This window comes from Shewanella sp. ISTPL2 (genome assembly GCF_013283205.1).
In the GTDB taxonomy this organism is placed as follows: Bacteria; Pseudomonadota; Gammaproteobacteria; order Enterobacterales; family Shewanellaceae; genus Shewanella; species Shewanella oncorhynchi.
The window spans coordinates 3,684,959-3,697,100 of the sequence record NZ_JAAPAV010000001.1 but is presented as its reverse complement, the minus strand read 5'-3'; the positions used below and the strand labels follow the sequence as shown (position 1 = coordinate 3,697,100).

The 12,142-nt window shown below is 48.7% G+C and carries 10 protein-coding genes; all 10 read left to right on the top strand.

Annotated features, from left to right (window positions below):
- The first annotated feature begins 139 nt into the window (after nt 1-139).
- The 10 genes from murF to lpxC all read left to right on the top strand — a co-directional run bounded on the left by murF (nt 140) and on the right by lpxC (nt 12,130).
- Entirely contained in the window at nt 140-1,522 is a 1,383-nt protein-coding gene (murF, locus tag HUB64_RS16195) for a UDP-N-acetylmuramoyl-tripeptide--D-alanyl-D-alanine ligase (RefSeq protein WP_105251193.1), read from the top strand.
- Nucleotides 1,523-2,605: a phospho-N-acetylmuramoyl-pentapeptide-transferase gene (gene mraY, locus HUB64_RS16190; protein ID WP_006079891.1), complete on the top strand. Its 1,083-nt coding sequence runs from the start codon at nt 1,523-1,525 to the stop codon at nt 2,603-2,605.
- Nucleotides 2,606-2,611: 6 nt separating this feature from the next.
- On the top strand, nt 2,612-3,931 hold the full coding sequence (gene murD / locus HUB64_RS16185; RefSeq protein WP_173247345.1) for a UDP-N-acetylmuramoyl-L-alanine--D-glutamate ligase: 1,320 nt from the start codon (nt 2,612-2,614) through the stop codon (nt 3,929-3,931).
- Nucleotides 3,921-5,132: a cell division protein FtsW gene (ftsW, locus tag HUB64_RS16180; protein ID WP_113941076.1), complete on the top strand. Its 1,212-nt coding sequence runs from the start codon at nt 3,921-3,923 to the stop codon at nt 5,130-5,132. The genes murD and ftsW overlap by 11 nt, the downstream gene beginning before the upstream one ends.
- A complete protein-coding gene (gene murG / locus HUB64_RS16175) occupies nt 5,132-6,220 on the top strand; it encodes an undecaprenyldiphospho-muramoylpentapeptide beta-N-acetylglucosaminyltransferase (RefSeq protein WP_173248714.1) in 1,089 nt (362 codons plus the stop codon). Before ftsW ends, murG begins: the two co-directional genes overlap by 1 nt.
- A 2-nt stretch (nt 6,221-6,222) precedes the next feature.
- Nucleotides 6,223-7,689, top strand: a complete 1,467-nt coding sequence (gene murC, locus HUB64_RS16170; RefSeq protein ID WP_173247341.1) for a UDP-N-acetylmuramate--L-alanine ligase — start codon at nt 6,223-6,225, stop codon at nt 7,687-7,689.
- A gap of 151 nt (nt 7,690-7,840) precedes the next feature.
- The gene (locus tag HUB64_RS16165) at nt 7,841-8,590 is read left to right on the top strand and encodes a cell division protein FtsQ/DivIB (RefSeq protein ID WP_168826587.1); all 750 of its coding nucleotides are present in this window, start codon (nt 7,841-7,843) and stop codon (nt 8,588-8,590) included.
- Nucleotides 8,571-9,806 carry a cell division protein FtsA gene (gene ftsA / locus HUB64_RS16160; RefSeq protein WP_006079897.1) on the top strand — a complete coding sequence of 412 codons (1,236 nt, stop codon included), beginning with the start codon at nt 8,571-8,573 and terminating at the stop codon, nt 9,804-9,806. The genes HUB64_RS16165 and ftsA overlap by 20 nt, the downstream gene beginning before the upstream one ends.
- Before the next feature lie 33 nt (nt 9,807-9,839).
- A complete protein-coding gene (gene ftsZ, locus HUB64_RS16155; protein WP_106648312.1) occupies nt 9,840-11,027 on the top strand; it encodes a cell division protein FtsZ in 1,188 nt (395 codons plus the stop codon).
- 182 nt (nt 11,028-11,209) lie between these two features.
- Nucleotides 11,210-12,130 carry a UDP-3-O-acyl-N-acetylglucosamine deacetylase gene (lpxC, locus tag HUB64_RS16150; RefSeq protein ID WP_011845621.1) on the top strand — a complete coding sequence of 307 codons (921 nt, stop codon included), beginning with the start codon at nt 11,210-11,212 and terminating at the stop codon, nt 12,128-12,130.
- Nucleotides 12,131-12,142: the final 12 nt, after the last annotated feature.

Here is a 12,142-nt window from a genome sequence, read left to right as displayed (position 1 = left end):
ACCCTAAGTCAACACTATGATGGATGTGTATTGGCACATCGGTCATTGGAGCAATCAAGATGATCCCTCTTTCTCTCGAGACTCTAAGTCAACACTATGATGGATGTGTATTGGCACACCGGTCATTGGAGCAATCAAGATGATCCCACTTTCTCTCGAGGCCCTAAGTCAACACTTAGGCGTGTATCGAGTCGGTGACGACGTCACCATCCAAGATTTAAGCAGTGATAGCCGCAAAATCGGCGCTGCAACCCTGTTTGTTGCCTTAAAGGGTGAGCGCTTTGACGGCCATGATTTTGCAGCTACAGCTATTGCGAACGGCGCAGCGGCGTTAATGGTTGAGCGTGAGTTAGCTTTTGATATCCCGCAGCTCATAGTGGCTGATTGTCAAAAAGCCATGGGTGCGATTGGTGCTTATGTCCGTGACCAGATCAATCCGATTTGTGTTGCTTTGACTGGCTCAAACGGCAAAACCAGCGTGAAGGAAATGATCGCGACCATTCTGTCGGCTAAGCATCAAATCCTCTATACCGCTGGCAACTTTAATAATGAGATTGGTGTACCGCTTACTTTGCTGCGTTTAACGCCAGCGGATGAGTTTGGGATATTCGAGCTCGGTGCTAACCATAAAGGTGAAATCGATTACACCTCGGGACTCGTGCGTCCAAACGTCGCGCTGGTGAATAACGTCGGCAGTGCCCATTTAGAAGGATTTGGATCGCAAGCGGGTGTCGCGCAGGCGAAGTCAGAGATTTTTAATCATCTGCAGGCCGATGGCACTGCCATCATCAACGCCGATGATGCCTTCGCTGATTTTATGAGCGTTAAGGCAAGACCTTATAAGCAACTGAGCTTCTCCCAGCAAGATGGTGCCGCTAAACGTCATATCGACGTGATAGCGACAGGCCATAAGACTAATGCGGATGGTTGCTATCGTTTTATGCTCAATTATTTAGGTGAATCTTGCCAAGTGGTATTGCCGTTGGCGGGTCGTCATCAGGTGAGTAATGCACTCGCCGCTGCAAGTGTTTGTATTGCTTTGGGATTGAGTTTGACTGAAATATCTGAAGGCTTGAGCCAATTAACGCCAGTGAAAGGACGTATGCAGCCGAGTCAATTGGGGCGCGTGCGTCTAATCGACGATAGCTATAACGCAAATCCTGTCTCCGTTGGCGCGGCGATCGCTTGGTTAAAGGAAATTTCTGAAAATCGCTGTCTGGTACTGGGAGATTTAGGAGAATTAGGCGACAATGCGCCCCTTTTACACGCTGAACTAGGGCAACTGGCCAAGCAACAGGGGATTGATGCCTTGTTTTGTACCGGAACTTTAAGTCAGCACACGAGCCAAGCTTTCGGTGCGGAGCACTATGACAGTGTGGCGACGTTAGTAGAAAAACTTATAAAGCATATAAACCAGTTGCCGGGACAGGTAACGGTTCTCGTTAAAGGTTCACGTAGCGCCGCCATGGAGCGGGTCGTGGATGGCCTAACAGTAGCCTTCGGGCGTGGGGAGTTAGTGTAAATGCTGGTATATCTGGCCGAGTATTTAACCCGTTTTCATACCGGGTTTAACGTGTTTTCCTATGTGACATTTCGAGCCATTTTAGGCTTATTGACCGCATTGGTTTTTAGCTTATGGTTTGGCCCTAAACTGATTGAACGTTTGCAATTACTGCAAATTGGTCAGGTTGTGCGTAACGATGGTCCAGAATCACATTTTAGTAAGCGTGGCACGCCGACTATGGGTGGCTTGCTGATATTGGCTGCTATTTTCATCAGCGTATTGTTGTGGGGTGATTTGGGTAGCCGCTATGTGTGGGTCATGTTGTTTGTGCTCGGCAGTTTCGGTTTGATCGGTTTTATCGACGATTATCGCAAAGTGGTGCGTAAAGACACTAAAGGCTTGATCGCGCGCTGGAAGTACATTCTGCAATCTTTGGCTGCGCTGCTTATTGCTTTTTTTCTGTATGCCACAGCGGCCAATCCAGGCGAAACCCAATTAGTGGTGCCTTTCTTTAAAGACGTGATGCCGCAACTCGGCGCCGTATTTATCGTATTGGCGTACTTCACGATAGTGGGTTCGAGTAATGCGGTGAACTTAACCGATGGTCTCGATGGTTTGGCGATTATGCCGACGGTAATGGTCGCGGCGGCGTTTGCATTGATTGCTTATTTGTCGGGTCACGCTCAGTTTGCGAATTACTTACATATCCCGCATTTACCCGGTTCGGGTGAGCTTGTGATTGTCTGTACCGCCATTGTCGGTGCGGGTCTGGGCTTTTTATGGTTCAACACTTATCCCGCGCAAGTCTTCATGGGCGATGTGGGTTCACTGTCATTAGGTGCTGCACTTGGCACTATTGCGGTCCTCGTTCGACAAGAAATTTTGTTAGTGATCATGGGCGGCGTGTTTGTGATGGAAACTCTGTCGGTGATCCTGCAGGTGGGTTCGTACAAGTTACGCGGCCAGCGTATTTTCCGCATGGCGCCGATACACCATCACTATGAGTTAAAAGGTTGGCCTGAACCTCGAGTGATAGTGCGTTTTTGGATTATCTCGATATTCCTCGTCTTACTTGGCTTAGCCACGTTGAAGTTAAGGTAATTGGTTATGCAAAATCAGTATTCACACATAGTGTTAGGTTTGGGGGCCACGGGCTTGTCCGTGGTGCGCTATTTGTGTGGAAAGGGCATTACGCCATTGGTGATGGACAGTCGTCGGCAGCCTCCGGGCGCCGAAACGTTAGCGACGTCTTTTCCTGATGTAAAGCTGATTTCTGGCGGATTCGATTGCCGTTATCTTGTGCAAGCGACGCAGATCATTATCAGTCCCGGCATTGCTACTTATACCCCAGAGGTACGTGCCGCGGTGGATATGGGTATCGAAGTGATTGGTGATGTTGAGCTATTTGCCCGTGAAATTGCTGAACGTAAACCTTGTGTGATTGGCATTACTGGCTCTAACGGTAAATCGACCGTCACTACGTTGGTGGGCGAGATGGCAAGGGAAGCGGGTATTGCCGTTGCCGTCGGAGGTAATATCGGTGTGCCTGCGCTGGATTTACTGCATGAAAATGCGGACTTATTTGTGCTTGAGTTGTCGAGCTTTCAATTGGAAACCACCCACAGTCTTAAGTGTGTGGTGGCGACCTGTTTGAATATCAGCGAAGACCATATGGACAGATACAGTGACATCGATGCCTACCGCGAGGCTAAATTACGCTTATACAAACAAACCCGTGCCGTACTCTTTAATCGTGACGATAAACTGACCGTACCGCCAGAACCAATGAACCAAAACAGTTTTGGTTTAGCTGCGCCAGAAGCGGACGAATGGGGCATCAGCGACAGCAAGATTTATCACGGCAGCAGCGAAATAATGCCGATTACTGAAGTGTCACTGATTGGCAGTCATAACCATGCCAACCTACTTGCGGCGATGGCGCTTGTGGATGTCGTCGGTGTCGATAAGCACGTTATGGCAAAAGTGGCGCGTACTTTTACTGGCTTATCCCATCGCTGTGAAGTGGTTGGTGTTAAGAATGGCGTTACCTATGTCAATGACTCTAAAGCGACAAATGTCGGTGCTACAGTCGCCGCGCTCGATGGCTTGAGTGACCACTTAGGCGATATTATTTTGATTGCTGGCGGTGACGGTAAAGGGGCTGATTTTAAGCCTTTAGCTGTAGCTTTAGCTAAAGTGACGCACCTCATCACCTTAGGCCGCGATGGTAAAAAGATTGCTGCATTGAAAGACGGCTCGATAAGAGTCGACACTATGGCTGCTGCGGTAGCGAAAGCCGCTGAATTGGCAACCTCTGGTGATATCGTTTTATTATCGCCAGCCTGCGCCAGTTTAGATATGTACAGTAACTTCATGGCTCGAGGTGATGATTTTAGAAACCTCGTGGGACAACTTAATGGCGAGTGATGCAAGACAACTTAGCCTATTTGGGCGTTTGCGTTTAGCAATACCCAATTGGCAACGTGATACCGAAGTCCCGGGCGTGCAATTGTACGACCGTGCTTTGCTCGCGGCTGTGTTGTCTTTGATTAGCTTCGGCTTTGTAATGGTGATGTCAGCCTCTATGCCTGAAGCGCAAACGCTCACGGGGAACCCATTTTATTTTATGACTCGCCATGTGGGTTATTTAGTGGGTTGCTTATTCATTGCGGCATTTGTGCTAAGAGTAGAGATGCAGACTTGGCAGCGCTGGAGCCCCATGTTGTTGTTGATTGTGGGTTTGATGTTGTTGGCTGTATTGGTGGTTGGCACTACGGTAAACGGTGCAACGCGTTGGTTATCCATAGGCCCTATTCGTATCCAGGTGGCGGAAGTCGCTAAATTTGCCTTCGCCATCTATATGGCGGGTTACTTAGTGAGGCGTCATCAGGAAGTGCGCGAGAATGCTAAAGGCTTCTATAAGCCGATTGCAGTATTTGCGATTTACGCTGTGCTGATTTTGATGCAGCCCGACTTAGGTACTGTGGTGGTGCTATTTGTGGGAACGGTTGGTCTATTGTTTTTAGCCGGTGCGCGTTTACTCGATTTCTTTGCCTTGATTTTTGCGGGCGTATTGGCGTTTGTGGCCCTAGTGCTATTGGAACCGTATCGTATCCGCCGAGTGACCTCCTTTATGGATCCTTGGCAAGATCCCTTCGGTAGCGGTTACCAGTTGACTCAATCTTTGATGGCCTATGGTCGAGGTGATTGGTTTGGCCAAGGGCTAGGTAATAGTATTCAAAAATTAGAATATTTACCCGAAGCGCACACTGACTTTATCTTTGCCGTGATCGGGGAAGAATTGGGCTTTATCGGCATTATTGCCGTGTTATCTGTACTGCTATTTGTGGCGCTGAGATCGATTCGTTTAGGTAATTTGTGTTTAGCCATGGATAAGCCATTTGAAGGTTATTTAGGTTATGCCATCGGTATTTGGATTTGTTTCCAGACTGTGGTGAATGTCGGCGCGAGTATCGGCATGTTACCAACCAAAGGGCTGACATTACCTTTTATCAGTTACGGTGGTAGTAGTTTATGGGTCATGACTGCGGCAGCGATGATGTTGCTGCGCATTGATTACGAGCGGCGCATGACATTAGTTCAGGCCGTGCAAGGGAGATTGAAGTGATGACTCCAACAGGAAAACGTATTTTAGTCATGGCGGGTGGTACGGGAGGACATGTGTTCCCGGCACTTGCGGTGGCTAAGTATTTAGCTCAACAGGGTTGGCAAGTGCGTTGGTTAGGCACGGCCGATCGTATGGAGGCGCGTTTAGTGCCCCAGTATGGATTTGATATTGATTTCATTGATATCAAAGGTGTGCGCGGTAATGGTTTGATCCGAAAACTCGCGGCGCCCTTTAAAGTGGTGCGTTCAATATTGCAGGCTAAGGCCGTGATTGCTGAGTTTAAACCCGATGTGGTCCTTGGCATGGGCGGATTCGCCAGTGGCCCAGGTGGTGTTGCGGCAAGATTAGCCGGTATTCCACTGGTGCTGCATGAACAAAATGCCATCCCAGGGATGACGAACAAGTTGTTGTCGCGGATTGCGACGCAAGTGTTATGCGCCTTTAAAAATACCTTTACCACAGTGAAGGCCAAGGTCGTTGGTAATCCGATTCGCCAAGAACTGATTGCCTTAGGCGCAGAACCTCAGCCTGAGGCTGATGAAGCCTTAAAAGTGCTCGTGGTCGGTGGCAGCCTTGGTGCCAAAGTATTTAACGATCTTATGCCAGAAGCGGTCGCGATACTGAGTCAGCAGCAGTCAGTGACGGTTTGGCATCAAGTGGGTAAAGATAATCTTACGGGCGTGAAGGCGGCATATCAGCAACAAGGACAAGATGGTGGCGTGAATATCGCTGAGTTTATCGACGATATGGAAGCCGCCTATCGCTGGGCTGATGTGGTATTGTGCCGAGCTGGCGCCTTGACTGTGTCTGAGTTAGCGGCGGTGGGGCTACCGAGTATTCTGGTACCTTATCCCCATGCAGTGGATGATCATCAAACCCGTAACGCTCAAGTATTGGTTGAGGCTGGCGCAGCTTTCCTATTGCCACAGGCCATCTTGGACGTGAATAAACTGGCGAACAAATTACAGTTGCTCGCCAATGACAGAACAGAATTAGCCCGTATGGGCCAAAGAGCGAGAGACGTTGCGGTACTGGATGCGACTGAACAAGTTGCCGCAGTGTGCATCAGCCTTGCTGAGAAAGGATAAGCATGACTAAGACAGAAAGATACGCACAACTGAGAAGTATGATCCCAGAAATGCGCCGTATTAAGCGTATTCACTTCGTCGGCATTGGCGGCGCGGGCATGGGCGGGATCGCCGAAGTGTTAGTGAACGAAGGCTATCAGGTGAGTGGTTCGGATATTGCGCAAAATGCCGTGACCGACAGATTGTGTTTACTCGGTGCCAAGATCCAAATTGGTCATGCCGCTGAAAACGTGCAGCAAGTGGATGTGGTCGTCGTATCAACCGCGATTAATCTGGAAAATCCAGAAATCCTTGCCGCTAAAGAATTACGTATTCCTATTGTACGTCGTGCTGAGATGTTAGCCGAGTTGATGCGTTATCGACATGGTGTGGCGATTGCGGGCACCCATGGTAAAACCACGACAACGAGCCTTATCGCCAGCGTTTATGGTCAAGCTGGGCGGGATCCAACCTTTGTGATTGGTGGTTTGCTCAACAGTGCCGGTACCAATGCCAGATTAGGCACCAGCCGTTATTTGATTGCCGAAGCCGATGAGAGTGATGCGAGCTTTTTGCATTTGCAGCCTATGGTCAGTGTGGTGACCAACATCGAAGCTGATCATATGGATACTTATGGCGGTGATTTTGAAAAACTGAAATCGACTTTTGTGGATTTTCTGCACAACTTGCCGTTCTACGGTGTTGCTGTGGTGTGTATTGATGATGCCGTCGTGCGTGAGATTCTGCCGCGTATTGGCCGTAAACACGTGACCTATGGTTTCAGTGACGATGCGGACGTGCAAGCACTTAATTTTAGTCAGCAAGGTCATCAGTGCCGTTTTACTGTCAGGCGTAAAGCTAAAGAAGATCTCGATCTGGTGTTGAATTTACCGGGCCAACATAATGTGCTCAATGCGTTAGCGGCCATTGCGGTGGCGACTGAAGATGAAATCGACGATAACGCGATTACTCAGGCTTTAGTGGAGTTCCAAGGTATAGGGCGTCGTTTCCAGCATTTAGGCAAATTTGCCACGCCGAAGGGCGAAGTCATGTTAGTGGATGATTATGGTCATCATCCCAGCGAAGTTGCGGCGACCATTAAAGCTGCGCGCGCAGGATGGCCTGATAGACGTTTGGTCATGGCGTATCAGCCGCACAGATACACTCGTACCCGTGATTTGTATGAGGATTTTGTGGAAGTGTTATCACAAGTGGATTGCTTATTGTTACTCGATATTTATAGTGCGGGTGAAGCGCCGATCACAGGTGCGGATGGTCGCGCATTATGTCGTTCAATTCGCTTGCGTGGTCAGCTAGATCCGATCTTTATCGCAAGCCCAGATCTGCTTGCAGAAGTGTTGCCCGATGTATTGCAGGACGGGGATTTATTACTCACCCAAGGTGCGGGTAATATTGGCGCCCTGTCACGACAGTTAGCGTCGTCTGGATTAGGGTTTGCTGTGGTGGAATTACCTGCGCAAGCAAGCTGATCTTTAGCGCTTGATCTGCGAGAAAAAGGAAATTTTGACCAAAGGGTTTTGGTCTATATAATGGCCGGTTTTCTGTGGTTTTTAATGGGTGTCGTTAAAGGTGGGATGAAGCGTGTCTTGGAGTGATAAGAGGCGGCACTGGCGGGCAAGAATGTCACGGTTTAATTGGTATCAGTGGAGCGGGGCTGGCTTTTTATTCTTCATCGTAGCCAGTTTTGTATTTGGTGGCTATCAGTTACATAAATTTTTGAATGATGCCAGCAACTTGCCGATTGAGGCCGTTGCCATCAAAGGTGAGCGGGTTTACACCACAGATAAAGATATACAAGTAGCACTACAGCATTTAATGCAGCGCAGTTTTTTTAGTGCTGACATTACCTTAGTGCAGCAGGCGTTAGAAGCTTTACCTTGGGTGTATCGCGCATCGGTAAGGCGTGAGTGGCCAGCGAAACTCAGGGTGTATTTGCAAGAGCAACAACCCGCAGCCCATTGGAATGGTGACTTGTGGTTGAACGTGCATGGAGAAGTATTCGAAGCGCCATCGCACCCAGAGCTTGAGCATTTACCGCAGTTATCTGGACCAAATGATATGGGCCTTGAGGTGTTGACTGTCTATGCACAGATCAACTCCCTACTAAAGATTAATGGCTTTACCTTAGCCAGTTTGAATTTAACGCCACGACATGCGTGGCACGCGACCCTTGGAAACGGTATCGTTTTAGATTTGGGTCGAGAAGATAAAATTGCACGGATACAACGATTTATTACTGTTTATCCGGTTTTGGCGAAACAAGAGAAATCCGTTGCCAGAGTAGATTTGCGCTACGACACAGGGTTGGCCGTAGGCTGGGGCGATGCACAAACAAGAGAGCCGATAATTAATGATCAAAAACCAAGATAGAAACCTTATCGTCGGATTGGACATAGGAACCTCTAAGGTCGCAGTGATCATAGGCGAAGTTCTGCCCGATGGCGAAATTAGCATAGTCGGCCTTGGTAACCATCCCTCAAGGGGCATGGATAAAGGTGGCGTGAACGATTTAGATTCGATAGTTCGCAGTGTGCAACGTGCGCTCGATCAAGCGGAATTAATGGCGGATTGCCAAGTGTCATCGGTTTACTTGAGTATTTCGGGTAAACACATCGCCTGCCAAAATGAAAACGGCATGGTATCGATCAACGATGAAGAAGTGACACAGGAAGATGTTGATAACGTGATCCATACGGCTCGCTCGGTGAAGATCCCGACCGAACGTCGCATTTTACACGTGCTGCCGCAGGAATATGCAATCGACGTTCAAGACGGTATTCGCAGCCCAATCGGTATGTCCGGTATGCGTATGGAGGCCAAGGTGCACATAGTGACCTGCGCCAATGATATGGCGAAGAATATTACTAAGAGCGTTGAGCGTTGTGGCCTTAAGGTTGACGACTTAGTGTTCTCGGGGATTGCTTCAGCCGATGCTGTGTTGACCTTCGATGAGAAAGATTTAGGTGTATGTATCGTCGATATCGGCGGTGGCACTACGGATATCGCGGTATATACCAATGGCGCCTTGCGTCATTGTGCGGTTGTACCGGTTGCAGGTAACCAAGTGACGAACGACATCGCAAAGATTTTCCGCACGCCGTCGTCACATGCTGAACAAATTAAAGTGCAGTTCGCCTGTGCGCGCAGTTCTATGGTGAGCCGCGAAGACAGTATTGAAGTGCCATCGGTAGGTGGTCGTCCATCGCGGAGCATGTCACGTCACACGCTCGCCGAAGTGGTGGAACCAAGATACCAAGAGTTGTTTGAGCTTGTGCTCAAAGAGTTGAAAGACAGTGGTTTAGAAGATCAAATCGCCGCAGGTATTGTGCTCACAGGTGGCACAGCGTCGATTCAAGGTGTGGTCGATATTGCGGAAGCGACTTTTGGCATGCCAGTTCGCGTAGCGTCACCGCTACCGATCAAAGGTTTATATGAATACGTGGACCAGTCTATTTACTCCACAGGAGTCGGACTGCTTCATTACGGCGCACGACGGGTGATCGAACGTCAGTTCGAACGTCCTGAGCGCCAAGGGGTAACTAGCGCTTGGAATCGGGTCCAAAGCTGGTTTAAGGGCGAATTTTAATTTTCATAACGCAGGCAACACGGAGATCAGACAATGTTTGAGATCATGGATACTCACTCAGACGACGCGGTGATTAAAGTCATCGGCGTTGGCGGCGGCGGCGGTAACGCTGTCGAACATATGGTCAAACACAACATTGAAGGTGTTGAGTTTATCGTTACCAATACAGACGCTCAGGCCCTGAGAAAATCAGGCGCTGGCTCAACAATTCAATTAGGACGCGATGTCACTAAAGGTCTTGGAGCAGGGGCAAACCCAGATGTGGGTCGTGCTGCAGCTGAAGAAGACCGCGAAAACATTCGCGCGGCAATCAAAGGTTCTGACATGATCTTTATCGCTGCCGGTATGGGCGGTGGTACAGGTACAGGTGCTGCACCTGTTGTGGCTCAAATCGCACGCGAAGAAGGTATTCTCACCGTTGCGGTTGTGACTAAGCCTTTCCCATTCGAAGGGAAAAAACGTATGGCTTACGCTGAGCAAGGCATTGCCGAGCTGGCTAAGCACGTGGATTCGTTAATCACGATCCCGAACGAAAAATTATTAAAAGTATTGGGCCGTGGTACTTCTTTACTCGATGCGTTTGCAGCAGCGAATAATGTGTTACTTGGCGCGGTACAAGGTATTGCCGAGCTTATCACTCGTCCAGGTCTGATTAACGTCGACTTCGCCGACGTGAAGACTGTGATGTCTGAAATGGGTAATGCCATGATGGGTACTGGCGTCGCTCGCGGTGAAGACCGTGCTGAAGAAGCGGCCGAAGCTGCTGTTGCCAGCCCATTATTAGAAGACATCGACTTAGCCGGTGCGCGTGGTGTGTTAGTGAACATTACTGCGGGTATGGATATGAGTATCGAAGAATTCGAAACTGTCGGTAATCATGTTAAGGCTTATGCCTCTGACAACGCGACTGTGGTTGTTGGTGCTGTCATCGACCCTGAAATGAGTGATGAGTTGCGTGTAACGGTTGTTGCGACTGGTATTGGTGCTGAAAAGCGTCCAGATATCCAATTGGTTTCTAAACCTGCACCTCGTCCAGAGCCTGTAGTTGTTGAACCAAAAGTCGAAGCCTATGTCGAAGAAGCTGCACATGTGAACTATGCAGCGCCAAAAGGCAACGTGTTGCCAGCGGCTCCGCAGCCAGCTCCTACGCCTGCACCATCGACAAAGCATGAATTGGATTATCTTGATATTCCAGCATTTTTGCGTAAGCAAGCCGACTAGCGAGAGCGTTTGAGTCCAGCGTAATATGTGAGGTGTTGTTCGTTTTGGGCAATACCACAACATAGCTGCATTTGTGTGACATAATAAAGTTATGTTATTATGTTGAACCAGTGCGGCTCGATTTGCCGACGCTGAGTGTACAAATATTAGGCTTTATAATTGGCATATAAACGGGTAACTGAATGATATTTCAACGAACTGTTCAGAAAATGGTGAAAACAACTGGTGTCGGATTGCATTCTGGCAACAAGGTCACTTTGAGCATTATGCCCGCGCCCGTTAATTCAGGGATCGTACTCGTGCGCACCGATTTGAGTCCTGCCGTCGCTATCCCAGCGAAGGCGGAGCAAGTTCGTGAAACCACTATGTGTACGGCACTTGTCAATGACGAAGGTATTCGTATCTCGACCATTGAGCATTTATTTGCAGCTCTTGCGGGTTTAGGCATAGATAACGCTGTAATCGAAGTGGACGCGCCTGAAATTCCTATTATGGATGGCAGTGCAAGCCCATTCGTCTTCTTGTTGCAGTCTGCGGGTATTAAAGAGCAGGCCGCGCCTAAGAAGTATTTAAAGATTAAGCGCCCTGTGCGCGTTGAAGATGGCGATAAATGGGCCGAGTTAAAACCGTTTAAAGGTTTTAGAGTCAATTTTAAAATTGATTTTGCGCATCCAGAAATCGCTCGTAGCCAACAGCATGTGGTGATGGACTTTTCAACTTCTGCTTTCGTGAAAGATATCAGCCGCGCCCGTACTTTTGGGTTTATGCGTGATATCGAATATTTGCGAGCCAACAACCTAGCGTTGGGCGGCAGCATGGAAAACGCTGTTGTACTTGATGAATATCGCGTCCTTAATCCCGACGGCCTGCGTTATGAGGACGAATTTGTTAAGCACAAAATTCTAGATGCGTTTGGTGATCTATATGTGGCAGGACACGCTATTTTAGGTGAGTTTACTGCGTATAAAACCGGTCATGCGCTGAATAACCAATTGGTGCGTGCTTTACTTGCGCAACAGGATGCGTGGGAGTTGGTCAGCTTCGAAAAAGAAGCCGATGTTCCCGTCAGCTTTACCGTACCAGGTGGCGCTGTATTTGCTTAAAAAGCAGTAAGA

What these genes read in the sequence shown, in the direction of transcription:
- murF (WP_105251193.1), top strand. Translation starts at nt 140, where the DNA reads ATGATCCCACTTTCTCTCGAGGCCCTAAGTCAACACTTAGGCGTGTAT.
- mraY (WP_006079891.1), top strand. Translation starts at nt 1,523, where the DNA reads ATGCTGGTATATCTGGCCGAGTATTTAACCCGTTTTCATACCGGGTTT.
- murD (WP_173247345.1), top strand. Translation starts at nt 2,612, where the DNA reads ATGCAAAATCAGTATTCACACATAGTGTTAGGTTTGGGGGCCACGGGC.
- ftsW (WP_113941076.1), top strand. Translation starts at nt 3,921, where the DNA reads ATGGCGAGTGATGCAAGACAACTTAGCCTATTTGGGCGTTTGCGTTTA.
- murG (WP_173248714.1), top strand. Translation starts at nt 5,132, where the DNA reads ATGACTCCAACAGGAAAACGTATTTTAGTCATGGCGGGTGGTACGGGA.
- murC (WP_173247341.1), top strand. Translation starts at nt 6,223, where the DNA reads ATGACTAAGACAGAAAGATACGCACAACTGAGAAGTATGATCCCAGAA.
- HUB64_RS16165 (WP_168826587.1), top strand. Translation starts at nt 7,841, where the DNA reads ATGTCACGGTTTAATTGGTATCAGTGGAGCGGGGCTGGCTTTTTATTC.
- ftsA (WP_006079897.1), top strand. Translation starts at nt 8,571, where the DNA reads ATGATCAAAAACCAAGATAGAAACCTTATCGTCGGATTGGACATAGGA.
- ftsZ (WP_106648312.1), top strand. Translation starts at nt 9,840, where the DNA reads ATGTTTGAGATCATGGATACTCACTCAGACGACGCGGTGATTAAAGTC.
- lpxC (WP_011845621.1), top strand. Translation starts at nt 11,210, where the DNA reads ATGATATTTCAACGAACTGTTCAGAAAATGGTGAAAACAACTGGTGTC.